General features: G+C 70.2%; 25 protein-coding genes. 3 read left to right on the top strand and 22 right to left on the bottom strand.

The genetic code is table 11. The annotated features are described in order from the left end of the window. Positions 1-2: 2 nt before the first annotated feature. The 22 genes from ACFWV3_RS44605 to ACFWV3_RS44500 form a co-directional block, all read right to left on the bottom strand. Positions 3-1,508: a hypothetical protein gene (locus tag ACFWV3_RS44605; protein WP_382420246.1), complete on the bottom strand. Its 1,506-nt coding sequence runs from the start codon at positions 1,506-1,508 to the stop codon at positions 3-5. Continuing rightward, a complete protein-coding gene (locus ACFWV3_RS44600; RefSeq protein WP_382420244.1) occupies positions 1,480-2,037 on the bottom strand; it encodes a hypothetical protein in 558 nt (185 codons plus the stop codon). Before ACFWV3_RS44600 ends, ACFWV3_RS44605 begins: the two co-directional genes overlap by 29 nt. A 181-nt stretch (positions 2,038-2,218) precedes the next feature. Beyond that, positions 2,219-2,974 (bottom strand): AAA family ATPase, encoded by a 756-nt coding sequence (locus ACFWV3_RS44595; protein WP_382420242.1) that lies wholly within the window; start codon positions 2,972-2,974, stop codon positions 2,219-2,221. A 137-nt stretch (positions 2,975-3,111) separates the two neighbouring features. Then, positions 3,112-3,363, bottom strand: coding sequence for a hypothetical protein (locus ACFWV3_RS44590; protein WP_382420240.1), 252 nt, complete (start codon positions 3,361-3,363; stop codon positions 3,112-3,114). 19 nt (positions 3,364-3,382) lie between these two features. Next, the gene (locus tag ACFWV3_RS44585; protein WP_382420238.1) at positions 3,383-3,565 is read right to left on the bottom strand and encodes a hypothetical protein; all 183 of its coding nucleotides are present in this window, start codon (positions 3,563-3,565) and stop codon (positions 3,383-3,385) included. A 181-nt stretch (positions 3,566-3,746) separates the two neighbouring features. Further along, positions 3,747-4,424, bottom strand: a complete 678-nt coding sequence (locus ACFWV3_RS44580; protein WP_382420236.1) for a hypothetical protein — start codon at positions 4,422-4,424, stop codon at positions 3,747-3,749. Beyond that, on the bottom strand, positions 4,421-4,699 hold the full coding sequence (locus ACFWV3_RS44575) for a hypothetical protein (protein ID WP_382420234.1): 279 nt from the start codon (positions 4,697-4,699) through the stop codon (positions 4,421-4,423). The genes ACFWV3_RS44580 and ACFWV3_RS44575 overlap by 4 nt, the downstream gene beginning before the upstream one ends. Continuing rightward, positions 4,696-5,289 (bottom strand): hypothetical protein, encoded by a 594-nt coding sequence (locus tag ACFWV3_RS44570; RefSeq protein WP_382420232.1) that lies wholly within the window; start codon positions 5,287-5,289, stop codon positions 4,696-4,698. The genes ACFWV3_RS44575 and ACFWV3_RS44570 overlap by 4 nt, the downstream gene beginning before the upstream one ends. A 20-nt stretch (positions 5,290-5,309) precedes the next feature. Then, positions 5,310-5,972, bottom strand: a complete 663-nt coding sequence (locus ACFWV3_RS44565) for a hypothetical protein (protein WP_382420230.1) — start codon at positions 5,970-5,972, stop codon at positions 5,310-5,312. Continuing rightward, positions 5,972-6,973, bottom strand: coding sequence for a hypothetical protein (locus ACFWV3_RS44560; RefSeq protein ID WP_382420228.1), 1,002 nt, complete (start codon positions 6,971-6,973; stop codon positions 5,972-5,974). The genes ACFWV3_RS44565 and ACFWV3_RS44560 overlap by 1 nt, the downstream gene beginning before the upstream one ends. Positions 6,974-7,098: 125 nt before the next feature. Beyond that, positions 7,099-7,578 (bottom strand): hypothetical protein, encoded by a 480-nt coding sequence (locus tag ACFWV3_RS44555; RefSeq protein WP_382420224.1) that lies wholly within the window; start codon positions 7,576-7,578, stop codon positions 7,099-7,101. Continuing rightward, positions 7,575-7,805: a hypothetical protein gene (locus ACFWV3_RS44550; protein ID WP_382420222.1), complete on the bottom strand. Its 231-nt coding sequence runs from the start codon at positions 7,803-7,805 to the stop codon at positions 7,575-7,577. Before ACFWV3_RS44550 ends, ACFWV3_RS44555 begins: the two co-directional genes overlap by 4 nt. Beyond that, the gene (locus ACFWV3_RS44545; RefSeq protein WP_382420220.1) at positions 7,802-8,563 is read right to left on the bottom strand and encodes a hypothetical protein; all 762 of its coding nucleotides are present in this window, start codon (positions 8,561-8,563) and stop codon (positions 7,802-7,804) included. Before ACFWV3_RS44545 ends, ACFWV3_RS44550 begins: the two co-directional genes overlap by 4 nt. After that, a complete protein-coding gene (locus ACFWV3_RS44540; protein ID WP_382420218.1) occupies positions 8,556-9,053 on the bottom strand; it encodes a LuxR C-terminal-related transcriptional regulator in 498 nt (165 codons plus the stop codon). Before ACFWV3_RS44540 ends, ACFWV3_RS44545 begins: the two co-directional genes overlap by 8 nt. Further along, on the bottom strand, positions 9,050-9,319 hold the full coding sequence (locus ACFWV3_RS44535) for a hypothetical protein (RefSeq protein ID WP_382420216.1): 270 nt from the start codon (positions 9,317-9,319) through the stop codon (positions 9,050-9,052). The genes ACFWV3_RS44540 and ACFWV3_RS44535 overlap by 4 nt, the downstream gene beginning before the upstream one ends. Continuing rightward, on the bottom strand, positions 9,316-9,810 hold the full coding sequence (locus tag ACFWV3_RS44530; protein WP_382420214.1) for a hypothetical protein: 495 nt from the start codon (positions 9,808-9,810) through the stop codon (positions 9,316-9,318). The genes ACFWV3_RS44535 and ACFWV3_RS44530 overlap by 4 nt, the downstream gene beginning before the upstream one ends. Before the next feature lie 4 nt (positions 9,811-9,814). Then, positions 9,815-10,012 (bottom strand): hypothetical protein, encoded by a 198-nt coding sequence (locus tag ACFWV3_RS44525; protein ID WP_382420212.1) that lies wholly within the window; start codon positions 10,010-10,012, stop codon positions 9,815-9,817. Next, positions 10,009-10,314 (bottom strand): hypothetical protein, encoded by a 306-nt coding sequence (locus ACFWV3_RS44520; protein ID WP_382420210.1) that lies wholly within the window; start codon positions 10,312-10,314, stop codon positions 10,009-10,011. Before ACFWV3_RS44520 ends, ACFWV3_RS44525 begins: the two co-directional genes overlap by 4 nt. Continuing rightward, positions 10,311-11,270 carry a hypothetical protein gene (locus tag ACFWV3_RS44515; RefSeq protein ID WP_382420208.1) on the bottom strand — a complete coding sequence of 320 codons (960 nt, stop codon included), beginning with the start codon at positions 11,268-11,270 and terminating at the stop codon, positions 10,311-10,313. The genes ACFWV3_RS44520 and ACFWV3_RS44515 overlap by 4 nt, the downstream gene beginning before the upstream one ends. Then, a complete protein-coding gene (locus tag ACFWV3_RS44510) occupies positions 11,267-11,554 on the bottom strand; it encodes a hypothetical protein (protein ID WP_382420206.1) in 288 nt (95 codons plus the stop codon). The genes ACFWV3_RS44515 and ACFWV3_RS44510 overlap by 4 nt, the downstream gene beginning before the upstream one ends. Then, positions 11,551-12,126, bottom strand: a complete 576-nt coding sequence (locus ACFWV3_RS44505; RefSeq protein WP_382420204.1) for a hypothetical protein — start codon at positions 12,124-12,126, stop codon at positions 11,551-11,553. Before ACFWV3_RS44505 ends, ACFWV3_RS44510 begins: the two co-directional genes overlap by 4 nt. 315 nt (positions 12,127-12,441) lie before the next feature. Next, positions 12,442-12,681 (bottom strand): helix-turn-helix domain-containing protein, encoded by a 240-nt coding sequence (locus ACFWV3_RS44500; RefSeq protein WP_382420202.1) that lies wholly within the window; start codon positions 12,679-12,681, stop codon positions 12,442-12,444. Between the two features lie 160 nt (positions 12,682-12,841). Between ACFWV3_RS44500 and ACFWV3_RS44495 the strand changes: the two genes are divergently transcribed. The 3 genes from ACFWV3_RS44495 to ACFWV3_RS44485 all read left to right on the top strand — a co-directional run bounded on the left by ACFWV3_RS44495 (position 12,842) and on the right by ACFWV3_RS44485 (position 15,016). Beyond that, on the top strand, positions 12,842-13,294 hold the full coding sequence (locus tag ACFWV3_RS44495; RefSeq protein WP_382420200.1) for a hypothetical protein: 453 nt from the start codon (positions 12,842-12,844) through the stop codon (positions 13,292-13,294). 141 nt (positions 13,295-13,435) lie between these two features. Further along, positions 13,436-13,732: a hypothetical protein gene (locus tag ACFWV3_RS44490; protein ID WP_382420198.1), complete on the top strand. Its 297-nt coding sequence runs from the start codon at positions 13,436-13,438 to the stop codon at positions 13,730-13,732. A gap of 15 nt (positions 13,733-13,747) precedes the next feature. Continuing rightward, positions 13,748-15,016 (top strand): tyrosine-type recombinase/integrase, encoded by a 1,269-nt coding sequence (locus ACFWV3_RS44485; protein WP_382420196.1) that lies wholly within the window; start codon positions 13,748-13,750, stop codon positions 15,014-15,016. Positions 15,017-15,120: the final 104 nt, after the last annotated feature.

Below are 15,120 nucleotides of genomic sequence, written 5' to 3'. Positions count from 1 at the left end.
TCTCACCCGATCGAATCCATCACGTCGTAGTCCGCCTCGACGACCACCGGCAGCCAGTCGTTGAGCGCGTATCGGGCCTCAGCGACCGTCACGATCGGACTGTTGCGGGACTCTTTGTCCTTGCGGGAGAACACGACCGAGTCGGTGGTGCGTCGCACCTTGGTGTCGCGCACCGCGTCATCGAGCGCCTCCTGGCCGACGTGGCGCGCCCTGCGTTCGTTGACCACGTCGAGCGCCTGGCCGGTGGCCGCCGACATCTCGAGGTAGTCGAGCACCATCAGGTCACCGCGATGCGGCTTCTTGCGGTCCTTGGGTGGCGTGATGCCGACCGCCTTCAACGCCGTCTCCAGCGACTTGAACGTGCCGTTGCCCATCGCGATCGCGACCGGCCGCAGCACGTCGCGGTGCTCGACGATCCGCTCGACGAGCCAGTCGACACCGGCCCGGAAGTCCAGCACCTGCCAGTGCTCGAACTCGTCGACGCGCACGCCAGCCAGACCGATCGCCGCGTAGTCGCGGTCAGGCTCGATGTCGACGGCGATCGCGACGTCGCCCCGCCTGCTCGACTCCTCGTCGAGCATCGCGGCCCACTTCTTCAGGTCGAACGCCCCGCCGCCCTCGCGCTTGCGCGGCCACAGCCCGAAGCACTCGCGGGCGAAGCCGCGGGTGCCGAGCATCCGCCGCAGCTTCTTGATCTTCGGGATCGTCACGCGGCCCGTGCACAGCGCGGGGTTGGTGGCCCGGTAGTTGTCCGGGTCGTCGAAGTCGACGTCGTCGAGCTGGTCGAGGTCGCCTTCCATGCCCCAGTCGCGGTAGCCGAGCGCGTCCTCTTCGCCGCGCTCGATCATCGCCTCGGCGCGGTCGCGCAGCGCGTACAGGACGTCGCCGGTCTCGGAGCTCAACGGCGGCGAGCTGGTGTAGACGAACTGCGGGTTGTCCACCGCGAGCATCGTCGGGCCGAGGGCTTCCTGCTGTTCCAGGGTGTAGTCGTACGCCTCGTCGACGATGTTGAGGTCACCGGTCAGGCCGCGGCCGCTGTCCTTGCTGCGGGCGATGAACTTGATCCGGGCCTCGGTGTCGAGACGCTCGAAGCCCTCGTCGCCGTTGGTGTTCGAGATCCGGATGTAGATCCCGTCGACCAGGACCAGGTTGTCGTTGATCGGTGTCCCGAGCGTGCGCAGCAGCTTGCGCATGCGCCGGAACGCGTCCTTGGCCGTCTTGTACTGGTGCGCCGACCAGAGGATCAGGTTCTCGCCGAGCACGAGGAACCCGAACAACGCGCGGGCTTCGAGGATCGCGCCCTTGCCGTTCTGGCGGCTGCAGAGCTCGCAGTACTCGAAGCACACCCACTGGCCGGCGGAGTCGAACGCCAGCAGCAGGTTGACCGCGTCCTGCTGCCACGGGTCGAGCGGCTTGCCCGCCCGCTTCATCAGCTCGCCGGCCTCGGGGCCGAACGTGTCGACGTAGGCCGGGGCTACCTCAATCCGCGGTCTGGGAAGTTCGAGCACGCTCCCGGATGCGGGCGGTGAGGTCGGCAAGGCTGCCCTCCTTCGGCCCGTCCTCCCTCGCGGGAGCGCCGGTGCCGGAGGCCGGGCGGACGCCGGTGCGGCCGGCCTGGCGGATCTCGGCGAGCAGACCCTTGAGCGTCGCGGCCTGCTGCCGGGACTCCGAAAGCGCCTTGTCGACGATCAGCACGTAGGTGCGGTCGACGTCGTCCTCGTCGAGCGGTTCCAGGGTGAGGAACTCGCGGTCGACGCCGCGCAGCTGGGCGTCGAGTTTCTCCAGCCGGTCGACGATTCGGCAGGCCTCCAGCAGCAGCACTTTCTGCATCGGCCCGAGCATCGCCCCGGCGGTCATCAGCGACCACAGATTGCGGCCCGCGGCCGCCAACCCGCTGGTGCGTTCGCCCTGGTCAGACGTGGTGTTACGCGTGACGGGAGGCGTCACCTCGGGACAGCGGTCGACCACGCAAAGGCTGTGGTCACCCCGCTTATGCAGGCGATATCTGCGCTGCCGCAACGCCGGTTCGTCGGCCATTTTCGCCCCCTAAATTTCGGCGGGGGGAGAAAGGGGGAGGGTTGGGCGCGGGGTGGCCCTGCCCACCGTCCTAAAAAGACCCGAGGCGCATTTCCGCAGGTCAGAGGCTTGCAATGTGGATCGACGTTTCCGCAGGTCAGAGGGGGTGTGACCATCCCTTGTGGACACTGCCCCGAATGGGTTAGACGGTGCGCGGGTCGACCGCGATCACCGCCCGCTTGGGCTTGACCTGGGCTCGGGCCTGGTTGGTGCGGCTGGTGTTGCACCGGCGGTGCGCGAGCCTGCAGTTCTCGCGGTCGAGGGCCGGGCCACCGTCGCGCAGTGCGTGCCGGTGGTCCACCGTGCGGGACCAGGCGTGGCCGGCGGGCAGGTGCTGGTTGACCCAGGCCGAGCAGATCCAGCAGTGGGTTTCCTCGAGGAACACCTGCTCCTGTAGCCGACGCCATGGCCGGCCCGATCGCAGCTTCTCGCAGCAGCTGCCGCACCGGACGCTGGTGGCAGGGCCGCCGCAGTCCGTGCAGCGTCGGGAGCCTGCCGCGTTGCGCTCGTACCACTGGCGGATCGCCGAGACCGTGCCGCGGGGCCGGCCGTCGCGGTGGGCTCGGCGCAGGCACTCGTCGACGCCGGGGTCGAGCAGGACCAGGCGGGCGTTGTAGCGGGCCACCCAGTCCCGCCGGGCGTGCTCGCCGGGCAGTGACCGCACCACGTAGACGGTGCCGCCGCAGGCGGAGCGCCGGAGCTCGTCGAGCGCGGCTTGCATCCGCTTCTCGGCAAGGCGTGCGGTCCGGGGGTCGTGCATGTGCGTGCGGGCGCTGCCGAGCTGCTGGGCGATCACGTCGCGGTCGAGCACGACGTCGCCGCTGCGGGCGTGCTGCAGGGCGTAGGTGCTCTTGCCGCCGCACGGCGGGCCCGCGATGAGGACGATGCTCGGAGGCACGGGTGCCACCCCCGGACAGCAGGAAGCCCCGGCGCCGAGGGGCGTGACCGGGGCTTCGGGTGCAGGCGTCCTATGCAGACACTTCACCAACGTGACGGACGATACGTTGCGTGCTGATCAACGTGCAAGCGAGCTGATCAGCGCGTCACGCCGTCGCGTGTCTTGATGATCTCCCTGGCCAGCTCGATGGCGCGCGCGAGCTCGGGCGACTCGTCGGGGTTGCCGTAGCGTTCGAGCCTCGCGGCGTGGTCGCCGAGGACGTCCTGGGCGATGCGCAGCACGTCGGTGACCAAGAGCGGCGGGGCGTTGTGCGGGTCGTGGGCCATGACGGTCAGCTCCTCGGGTCGTGCGGTCGCGTGGATCGCACACGTGTTCGAGTGGGCTGTCAAGGCTGCACGCGTGCGGCGGTCACGCCTCGGCGGTGATCCTGGTGACGTGCCCGCCGTCGACGTTGAGCGCGACCGTCGTGCGCACCCTCGGCTTGGCCGCGCCGCCGGCCTTCTCGCGCAGCTCCTGCAGCGCCTCGATCAGCTCGTCGATCGAGGCGGCCTCGGTGAACCCGATGCGGTGAGGGGTGTTCTTGCGGGCCATGGGTCGGTGCCTTCCTGGTTGGTGTGCTTGGCCTCGATCTCGTCGAGATCCCACGTGCGGTTACGTCGTGTGCCGTACGGCGTCCAGTCCTCGCGGCTCGCCCAGGACCGTACGGTGCCGGGCGCGACGTCGTAGAGCGCGGCGACGGCGGCGGTGTCGGCGAGGGCCTTGCGTGGCGCGGTCATCCGGCGTCCGCCGCGGCGATCGCGAACGCCAGCCGACGCCAGCCGAGCTTGGGCCAGCCCGTGCCGCAGCGCGGGCAGGTGAGGTGATCGGCGTCGGGCCGGACCATGAGCAGGAAGCCGCAGCGCTCACCGCCGAGGCGTTCGGGGCAGCGGCCGAGCTTGGCCTTGCCGCGGTTCTCCTGGGCGACGTCGCGCAGCAACGTGGCGACGTTGGTCATGTCCCAGACGAGCGGGCCCGCGAAGTCCTGCTTGCATGCCCAGTGCCACCACCGGCGCAGCACCATGACCGCCGGCCACTGGCCGCGGGCCGGGGTCGGGTAGAACACGCCGAGGGTGCTGCTGATCTTGTCCGACCAGTAGTGCACGACCATCTCGAAGTCGTCGGGTTCGCCGCGCGAGCTCGCGATCGAGCGCCAGTCGGTCAGGGCGACCACGCTGAGGTTGAGCGGCGGGCTCGACTTGTGGCTCGTCGAGCCGCGGCCGGAGTCGCTGCCGCGGTGGGGCAGCAGCGAATCGGGGTCGGACCACAGCGTCCAGGCGATGCGCTCGATGTCGTCGAGTCCGGTCATGCCCTCGCGCAGGCACGGCTCGCACACCCGGTAGCCGGACAGCGCGCGGCGTCCGACGTCCGGGTGCACGGCGCAGGCCTGCGTCGAGCCGAGAGGGTTGGTCAACCGGTCACCTCGGGCGGGTGCTCGGCCTCGCGGCGGGCGAGCTCGGCCTGCAGCGCCTCGACGGGCACACGGTCGAGGCCGAACCACTGCACGCGGTCGGCCTCGACGGTCACGTCGACCTCGGCGACGAACACCTCGATGCGCGCGGTGGGCAGCGAGTCGACGGACAGGTTGACGCGGGCGCTGCGGACCATGTCGACGGTCTCGCCGGTGTCGGCGTCGGCCACGCGACCGGTGAGCGGGTCGCGGCCGTGGGTGACGCGGACGTACTTCACCGGGTCCTCCTGCGGGCAGCCGGGCCGAGGGAGCGCGGCGCCCGCTGCGGCTTGGCGGCCGGGCCGGTGTTGCGTCGCTGCTGCAGCCACAACGCGCGGGCTCTCGGATCGGTCGGCGGAGTTTCGCGGGCCAGGGCGTGCAGCTGCTCGACCGCCGGGCGGACGGCGTCGACGACGCGCTGCAGCACGAGTCCGATCTGCCGCAGCACCGGCGCGAGCGCGGCGCCGAGCTCGCGCACGCGCTCCTGCACCTCGGCCGGATCTGGCTGCAGACGCAGAACCGCCGGCTTGAAGTGAACGACGTGCTCGTCGGCTTCGGCCGGCGAGGCGTCGGCGGTGACGAGCTCGACGTGCGCGACCCCTGGCACCGGTCGCCACCGCTCGCCGTCGTGGATCTCCATGACGGCGGCAGGCGGGTTGACGACCGGCGCGCCCGACGCGCGTAGAGCGTGCTCGACGACGAACCGCTGCCGGCACGGGTCGGAGCAGAACCGAGGGATGAGGGCCTGGTCCTTCTCGCGGGCGCGGGCGGTGCACTTCGGGCCGAAGCACTGGCCGGCCGGGTAGGGCTTGAGTTCGTTGAGCGTCATGGCGGTGACTTCTCCTGTCGTCAGTGGCCGTGGCGGACGCCGCGGGACCACGTGGGGCGGCCGCCCTGGGGGCAGGTCTTGCGGTGCGGTGTGTGCAGGCGTTGGCCGTGGTCGAGCGCGGCCGGGATCTGCAGGGGTTCGAGTGGGTGGCAGCGCGGGCCGCGGTCGTCGACGGACAGCACGAGGTGCCCGTCGGGGCTGGGCTCGGCGTCGACCGGGGTGTCGGTGCCTTTGCGGTTGGTGGCCCACACCACGGGGGCGTGGCACCAGCCGCACGGGACGCGGTAGTCGGCGACGTCGCGGCGGACCTGCTCGACGGGCAGCAGCCGCCGGCCTTGTGCCGGTGGCGCGGGCGGTTCGGGCAGGGCGGGGTGCGCGCCTTCGGGGTGTGCGGCGTCGGCGGCCGCGACGCGTCGCCAGCAGCCGGGGCCGGTGCGGTGCGTGCCGTGCGGGACGTGGCACGGCTCGTCGAAGTCGGCGCCGCAGCCGTCCGGCGCGGCCGGGCACTCGGTGCGGTGGATCTCGTGCTCGGCGCGCGGCGGGTGGCGGAAGGGCTTCACGCACTCGTGGCCGGCCGGGGCGCCGCAGCCGAGGGGTGGCGACGGGCACGGGACGCGGAGCAGGTGTTGCTGTTCCTGCAGCAGCTCGTAGGTGCCCTGGTCGTGCTGGTGTCTGCGGGTCATCACGGTGGGCCTTCCTGTGCGTGCGGGTTGCCGGTGCTGGCCTTGCGGTAGGGCGAGGGGTTGAGCGCGTTGCGCGGGGTGGTGGCCGGTCCGATTTGCTCGCGGCGTCCGGCCGGGTCGGTGTTTCCGACGGCCTCGGCGAGGGCCGATCTCCGCGGTTGCCCGCCCCTACCCGTCCCGGCAGTCATCGCGTCGCGGGTTCGTCCTGTGGTGGCGTCCTCAGGTGCGTTTTCGGGCGCGTGCGGGTGCGAGACCTCGGCGTTTGGGGCTGTTCCGGTGCTTGGCGGGGAGGCGCGGGGGCCGGTGTCCACGGGTTGTGGATCAAGTTGTGGATCAGATGTCGATCTGGGTTCCGCGTTTTGGTTCTGCGGTTGATCGGAGCCAGGTCCGGAGTTGGTTGGATCTTGATCGGGGACCGGCAGCAGGGTCATCCCCGCGGCTTCGGGGGTGCAGTCCTTCTTGCGGCCGTTGCAGCCGCGGCACGCCACGACGAGGTTGTCGGCGCCGGCGGCGATGGTGGGGTCGACGTGGTCCAGGACGCCGCCGCGAGGGGAGCGTCGGTCGGCCCACACGACGGCGTTGCCGCAGTAGCGGCAGCGGTCGCGGTCGCGGGTGCGGACGATGTAGCGGAGCTGCTTGTCCTTGAGCTCGCGTGCTTTGGCGCGGTGCACGTCGTTCTCGGCGCGCGAGGGGTTGCGGCCGAGGTGGTCGTGCAGCCAGTAGCCGCCGCGGCCGCGGTCCCAGTCGTGTTGTTCGAGGCACTTGCAGGAGTCGCCGGGCTCGTGCAGCAGCGTCGCGTCGTCTCCGATGTGGACGGTCAGCAGCTGCCGCAGCTCGGCGCGCGAGCAGATCTCGCGGGCCTTGTCGGTCGGTACCCAGCCGTTCGTTCGGTGGGCCTGGGCGTACTGGCCCATGCGGGTGTGAGCGCCGTAGGCGGCGTTGCCGACGGCCCGCACCAGCGGGTCGTCGTAGCCGACGTCGTCGAGCCTCAGCCACGGCATCGGTTCACCGGCCTAGGGGTTGTGCGCACGCGTGTGTCCTCTCTGGACAGTCGCCGGTGGATATGCGTGTGCGGCGGTCGGTGCCTCGGGGAAGAGGGCACCGGCCGCCGCTGTGCTGGCCGCTGCTAGCGGCTCGCCGTCTTGCAGAGTTCGAGGTGCTTGTCGATCTCGCGGCGCGTGGCCACGTTCATGCCAGAGGTGCGGTCGATGACCTCGATGTCCTCGGGCAGCAGCCGCCCGCGCAGCTGGTCCGGGTGGGACACGACGAGCGTGGTCGGCCGGTGCAGGCTCAGGGCGTCGACGAGGTTCTTGCCCTGGACTTGGGTGTCGGCGACGAGCACCGTGGCGTAGCGCGGTTCCTGTGCCGGGACGCTGGTGGCGCTGGCCGGCACCGTGGCCGCGACCCGGTCGGCGATCCGTGCCAGGAAGTCCCGGTTGAGCTGCAGGCCGGGGTTCTCGTCCAGGACGCGATCGAGTTCCGCGAGTGCGGCGTGGGCGAACACCGCGCCGGGCTCCCACTCGTGGTGCGCGGTGTCCAGGCGGGCGGTGACGGCGTCGACCACCCGCGTGGCGGCCTCGGCGACGTGCTCGGGGTTGAGGGTCACGGCAGGTCTCCTCGGTCGTTGCGGTAGCGGTTGGTGCGCGCGTGCTCGCGCTGCTCCTGGCGCTCGTGCTGGACGTCGCGCAGCACGAGCTCGCCGCGCACGGCGGGGAGCTCGACGGCGCTGATGTTGCGCTCCGGAGCGGGGTCGGGGCGCCGCTCGGCGAGCACCGCCATCACCACCAGCGCGGCGACGACCACGAGGACGCCCGCAGCGATCAGCCAGTTCACGTGTCCTCCTTGGGACGCAACAGGTCGGCGAGGGGAAGGCGGGCAGCGAGCCGGTTGGCGATGGGCTGCAGCGCGTGGTCGTTGACCTCGATCACGCGCACGACCAGGTGGCGGTGGGCGGCCTTGTGCAGCGCGGTGAACGCCTCACGGGGCAGCCAGCCAGGCGCATCCAGCCAGCTGGTCACGCGACCGGCGAGGATGCGGCGGGTCATGTGGGCGGCGTCGAGGTTGCCGGTGAGCACGTCGACCAGGTGGCCGCGCGGGTAGAACAGCAGGCCTCGGCCGATCGCGAGCGCCGCGAGGCTGCGCGCTGACCAGTCGTCGAAGAAGACCTGGCCCCTCTGGTGCCAACCGGCATCGGTGACCGCTGCCCATCCGGTGTGGAGGTCCTCGTATCGGCGGGCGTGGCCGGCGACGAGCACGTGCCCGCGGCCGCGCAGGCGCGCGGGCAGCTCGATCTGGCCGGCCTGCACCGCCAGCGACGGCTCACGCCAGATGGGCACGGCAGGCTCGCCGAACACGTGTCGCACCGCGGCGAGCTCGTCGACCTCGCGCACGGCCGCCAGCGCGGCCGCGTGGGCAGCGGCGCGGGTGTCACCGCTGCCCTGAGCCCATGACCGGGACTCGCGCAGGCACACGCAGTCCACCGACCACAGCCACTCGCCCGACACGGCGCTGCCGAGCGACACCTGCAGCGAGTGACGCCCGCACAGGTGCCGCACGGCGCGACGTGTGGCCGCGAGCGGCCGGCTACGCACGTGCACCCCTGGGCTGCAGCAGGCCGAGCTCGAAGCCCCGGCGCACGGCGTGTGTCCGGTCGTGGACGCCGAGCGCCGCGTAGAGCTTCTTCGACAGCTCCTTGACGTAGAAGTGACGCAGCCCGAGGCGCGTGGCAAGGCGCGGGTAGGACAGGCCTTCCGAGAGCAGCTGCAGGATCTGCAGCGGGCGGCCATCCACTTCGGACGTCGCCGCGGGTACCTCGGCGCTCGCCACCAGCCACCCGCGTTCGAACCCGATCCGGACCGCGTGGGACGCGTCGCGGGCACCGGTGCGGCGGTAGAGGTGTCGCGCGTGCGTGCGGACGGTGTTCTCGGCGATGCCGATGCTCCGCCCGACCTGGGCGTAGCTCTGGCCGTGGGACATGCCGAGCAGCACCTGCAGCTCGCGCGCGCTCGGCTCCAGCGTCGTCGGCCGCCACGGCTTGTACCGCTTGGCCGCGGGCACGCTCCCGCTCGTCGGCGCGCTCATGGCCGCACCTGCACAGCGGACGGCACCACCGCAGTGACAGCGGCGGGCCGCGGCGTGGCGGGCGGCTGCGGCTGCGGACCCGTGACCGGCGTCGCGACGGTCGGCTGCGAGCCGGTGACCGGCGCCTCCACCGACGGCGGCCTGCAACCCACCAGCGCCAGAGCGAGGATCGCCACGAGCGCCAGCGCGAGCAGCGACGCCGCCGGCAGCAACGGGCAACCGGGCTTCGACGGGGCGTCGTTCGCCCACTCGTCCCCGGCGCTCATCGGCCGGCCTCGGCAGCGACCGGCGCGGGCCCGGCGGGCATGGTGACGTCGTCGACCGTGCCGCCGAGCTCACGCACTCGCTCGAGCAAGCCGCGGATCGTCTCGTGCTGCCGATCGACCTGCCGCTGGGTGCCGTCGAGGTCCATCCCGAGGCCACGGAACCGCAGCTGCAGCTTCGCGAGCTCGTCCTGTGTGGACTGCAGCTCCGTCGTGGCGTCGGCCAGGCGGCCCGTCAGGTTGTTGCGGGCGACCATCGCCTCGCGCAGCCGGGCGAGCGCCTCGCGGGTCTCGTCGGCCAGGGCGGAGATCAGCGGCGCGTACACCTGGTCGTGCATCCGGGTGACGTCGCTCTTCCACTCCGAGACGCGGGTGACGTAGTCCTCCGACTCGGGGTCGTCGGGCATGTCGTCCATCACGAGCTCGTGCAGCGCGCGGTCGATCAGCTCGTCGGCGTCGGGCACCTCGACGACCGGCATGGGTTCTGTGGACAAGGGATCACCACTTCCAGAACTGGGACAGGAACAGCACGAGGTCGATCTGCGTGCTGGGGAAGATCACGAGCTGCAGGCCGCCAGTCCCGGCGATGCCGGCGAGTGCGGCGAACAGCAGCAGAGCCCAGGGCGCGATCAGCTCGACGTCATCGAGGACCTCGCCGAGGTCGGCGGCGGGCTCGCGCGGGGACGGCGGGGTCACCGTGACCACCACCGGTGCCGGCGGTCCGCCCACAGCAGCAGGCACAGCACGATGCACATCGACAGAGCGCCGGTGACGAACCCGCCGAACGCCGGGTTCGACTCGCGCGTGCCGAGCTCCATGCCGATCAGCCACGCCACCGCGAGCGCACCGGCGCACCAGAACGTCGGCTGCACCATCGATCCGAGGCACGCCAGCACATCCAGCGCGAACAGCAGCACCGCCCGCACGAGCCGCCCAGCGCGGCGCAGCACCGCCGCCGCTTGCTCGGTTCCGGCAGCAGGCCGGACCACCGCGATCACGACTCACCGCCGCGGTTGACCCACAGCTCCTGCAGGGTCTCCGCGGTTGCGGTGTCGACGGCGTCCGCAGCGCGGCTGTAGGCCGCGGCGAGCGCGTCGCCCTGGGAGCGCAGCTGCTGCAGCGCCGTCGTCATGGCGAGGTTGTCGAGGTGGTCGACGCCGAGCTCGACCTGGCCCACGTCGCCGCAGTCGTCCATGACCCGCACCAGCGTCCGGCCGGGCCATCGCAACATCAGGCGGTTGAGCTCGTTGGCCCATGCGGTCCACGCCGCGGCCTTGGTCCGAGCCTGATCGCGCTCGCGGTCGCCGAACTCGCGGATCCGCTGGGCAAGACTCGGCTTGTCGACGTCCTCGGCTTCTGGGGCACCGTCGAGGTTGTCGACGACCTCACGAAGGTCCTCGATGTCCAGCAGCAGCGTGCTCTCGGACAGGCCAAGCGCGCGGCCACGTTCGATCAGCCGCGACCGGTCGTTGTGGACCCCGTGGAGGGCGATCGCCTGGGCGACAGATCGATCGTCGGGCGAGGCCTGCGACGAGTCCATCGTCGGCTCGCTCGTCCGAGCATCGTCGCTGGTCTCGGCCGGTGCCGTGGCGACCTCGGCGAGGGCCTGGCCGTCGTCAACCTCGTCGGCGTCGTCGCTGTAGTCCAGCGTCGACCACACCGGCGCCTCGTCGTCGGCGGCCTGGTCGGCGTAGTTCAGGACGGCCTGCTCGTAGCCGTCGGCCTGCGTCTTCAGCGCGCGAGCACCGTGGCGCAGCAGCTCCGACACCAGCGGCGAGGTCTGGCGGTCGGCCAGCAGGTGCGCGATCTCGGCGAGCTCGCGGTGCCCCCACACCACGGCCCGCATCGCACCCTGGCCACCGCCAGCCGTGAGCATCGCCGTACGCAGCTGCTCATCGGCCGCGGCCGCGCGCTCGACGAGCGGCTGCTGCCACTTCGGAATGGTCGCCATCACGCACCCGCTCCCGCGTAGGCGCGGTCGAAGTTCGCCTGCAGCAGCTCGATCTCCTGCTCGAGCAACCGCGCGGACATCTCGGCGAACTTCCGTGCCGCCGAGCCCGCGCGGTAGAACGTCGCCGCGGACGACACCGCCTGCGCCTGGGCCCGGTAGGCGCGCAGCAACTCGCGCCACTCGTCGATCGACGCGGACCGGTCGGCGAGCTCGGCCTTGAGGCTCTGCACGGCCAGCTCGGTGCGCTCGACGTTGCGCAGGACGATGCTGCGCACGACCCGGCTCACCGGTCACCGTCCTGGCCCAGCACCACGGCGGCCTGACCGTCAGTCGCGGCGCCGAGCTCCTGGTCCGCCCGCGACGCGGACAGCACCGCCACCGCGGCTTCCAGCGTCGCCAGCAACGACGTCGGCATCGCCGCGTCCGCCGGCAGCGCCGAGTACGCGCTGAGCACCCCGGCGAGCACCTCGCGCTCGGCGACATTCAGGTGGCCGGCAGCGACCCGACGGGCGGCCAGCGTCGCCTGCTCGGCCCGCACGCCAGCGTCACTGGCCGCCAGGCGCTGTGCGGTCTCGCCCATCGTCAGGTTCATCGCCGCGTCGACGAGCGCGTGCAGCTCGCCGACCGTGGCCCGCACCTGCTGCAAGTCCGCGCGGGTCGGGACCGCCAGCGACGCGCCGAGAAGGTCGGCCGCAGGCGTGCCGGTCCGGTGCTTGCCCGTGGGCCGCTTCGGCAGCGCCGGCGTCGACGCCGAGGCGACCAGCCGCGGCTCAAACGGGACGTCGAGGCTGCCGGCCAGCGACTCGAACCGGCGGTCGTCGCCAGGCTCGGGACCGTCTGGGATCATCGTCTTGGTCACGAGAGGTACCTGCTCTCTGTGGTCAGGGGCCGTTCGATCGCGCCGGCCAGGGCGCGCGGGCGGCCCTACTTCGTTGAGGGGGCTAGGCGACGTGCAGTCGTCGCGGGCTCAAGGGCGGTTCACCGGCGCACCACCGGTCGACGTCCTCGGGACGGACCCGCCAGCAGCTGTGTGCGCCATTTGTCTGCGCTCCGCGCAGGCCTCTGCGTCCCTGTGACTGCCGGTAGGAACGCAGAGCGCGCTCGACCGTCTTGGGGTGTCGCTGGCTGCGCTCGGCGACCTGCTTTACCGTCAGCCACTGCGTCTGCTCTGCGCTCATGCTGTGCTCGACTCAAACTGGGCGTCGACCTCGAGGTCGAGGCCGAGGACGTCGACGAGGGCCTTGAGTGCTGCCGGGCGAGGGCTGTACTTGCCTCGCTCGATCTTCGACAGCTGCGAGTCACTTACCCGCTGACCTGCCTTTTCGCACGCGTCGGCGAGGGCGCGGAGGGTCAAGCCCTTCGCGATGCGGCGCTGATGAACGACGCCGTCCTTGAGCCGGTACGAGAGTGCCATGCGACGCAGATTAGACACAGAGCAACGCAGAACACAACAGTTCGACGCAGACTGGACGCAGACTCTTTCCAAACGACCACGAACTGTTTCTGTTCTGTGGCCATCTGTGATGCTCTGCGTTAGTCTGCGTCGGTACCGCTGTGGTACGGGGAGGGTCCACATGGGCAGCGAGATCGACGACGAAGCGCGTCGCCGACTAGACGACGCGATGGACGAGCGCCGGCTTGAGCTCGAACTTGAGTGGCGTGAGGTCGCTGACCGTGGCGGCATCACCTACGAGACGCTGCGTGCCGCCCGGCGAGGGAAGCGAAACATCCCAACGAGGACCCGGCGGGCGATTGAGCAGGCGCTGGACTGGGAGTCGGGCTCGGTGCTTGACGTGCTCGCCGGCCGCAGAGCGACGCCACTCGGTCGCGCACGCACGCCTGCGGCTGACGAGATCCTTGAGGCCCGCGAACGGATCTTGGCGGCGTCGCCTCAGGAGCTGGTTCGGATGCGAAGCGTCGTCGAGGAGGTGCTGAGCAAGGACGAGGCGGACGAGTTCATGACGCGAGCGATTGCCATGCGCGAGCGGGCTGGCGCCGGAGAGGACACGGCCAGTGACGCCTCATGAGTGTTACGTGATATTTGTGCTCCATCTGGGCGATCTTTGATTTCGCTGCTGCATTCCATGTAACCGCGCACGCCTTACCTATCGATTGGTGATACGTGGCCGCAATAAATTGCTGCCAACTCATCGCTGGGGAGGCGTGTAATGATCACGATGACACCGAAGCATTGGCTCTTCTTCTTCTGCCTGATTGCATCGGTTGCACTCGTGTTTTTGGCGCTGCGCGTCGTCATTCTCGACCATGAGCGTCGCGAGTTCGCTGTTTTCGTTTTGACCCTTTCGGCTTGCGGCGCTGGGTGGGGAACGTGGGCACATGTGCACACCCACGAACGCATCACGCGCGTAGAGAAAGCTCTCGCCGAACAGAGGGCGGTTCAACGTGAAGCGCTCACTCTGAGATCGGCGAGTAAAGGTAAGGGAAACCTATCCTCCGTCGACTGAGAAAGAGGTGAGGGTATGGCGTCGGCCGAGAAGCTGCCGTCAGGAAGATGGAGAGGGATATATACGGATGCAAACAAGAAGAAGAAGCGGGTACCTGGCACACACGCGCTGAAGTCGGAGGCCAAGGCTGCCGCGCAGGATGCTGAGGTCAAGGAGCGCCGCAAGGCCGCAGCGAAAGCAGGAACGCTGCCGCCGACGACGACGTGGGGTGCGTGGTGGGACCTTCTACGGGAGAAGCGTCACTTCGACAGTGACACGCCGATGACCGAGGCCAACATCGTCGACAACTACCTGCGGCCCCAGTGGGGCGAGAAGGCGTTGAACGAGATCGCCCAGAGCGAGGTGCAGGACTGGGTCGACGATCTGAAGGCCGGCAAGTTTCGGCGCTCCAAGAGGAAGACCGCGCCGCCATCGCCCGGCTACGTCCATCGGATCTACAGTGTGTTCAACGTGTCGATCAAGGCTGCCGTCAAGGCCGAGGTGCTCGACGCCTCACCATGCGTGAGCATCGAACTTCCCAAGCGCCCCAAGCGAGCCAAGCCCTACATGACGACCACCGACGCCGAGAAGCTCGGCGGGGCGTTGCGGGCAGACTTCCGGGACGCCGTTGACTTCGGGATGGAAACAGGCCTGCGGCCGAACGAGTTGGCTGGCATGCACGCGACCCAGGCTGATCAGGAAGCTCGGGGGTTCTGGATCACCGACGTCTATGTGCAACGCAAGAAGGTGATCCGGGGCTACCCCAAAGACAAGGACGCCAGGTTCGTTCCTGCGACGGACAAGGCATGGGAAATCTACGAGCGACGTACTGCTGGTCGGAACCTGACCGTCGGTTGCGGCATCCCCCACTCGGACGGCACAGAGTGTCGAGGCGCGCTCGTATTCCTTACCGTGCGGAATCGCCCGATGAATCAGAACACGTTGGCCTACCACCTCCGGACCAAGGCTCAGAAGCTAGGCAGGCCAATGAAATCGCCGTACACCTTGAGGCGTGGTTTCGCCACGCGAGGAGCCGAGGGCGGGCTGAACGCGTTCGAGCTCGCAGACGTCATGGGTCACTCGGACATCAAGATCACGCAGGAATACGTGCAGCGAACGAAACGCACAGGTGACCGCATGCGTGCTGCGCTCGCTCGCCCTGCCGAGGGCGCTGGTGTCGCAGACCGTCCGCGGCTTCGAGTGGTACGAGGGCGAGGCCTGGGGCGTGGGACAGGGCGTGGGACAGCGTCCGATTCCCATCCGTTCCCATCCGCCCCCAAAAAGTCCGAAGAGGACGCAAGCTGACCAGCGGCTCCTAGCCTCTTTCGGTCAAATTCGTGCCCATCGGTTCCCATCCGCTCCCAAACGCGAAACCGCAGGTCAGTTCGGCTCGGGCACGTAGTTGTGGT

Origin of the sequence: Lentzea sp. NPDC059081 (assembly GCF_042738015.1) — a bacterium.
GTDB lineage: Bacteria > Actinomycetota > Actinomycetes > Mycobacteriales > Pseudonocardiaceae > Lentzea.
Note: the sequence above shows the minus strand (reverse complement) of the source record. Positions and strands in the feature narration are given on the sequence as shown.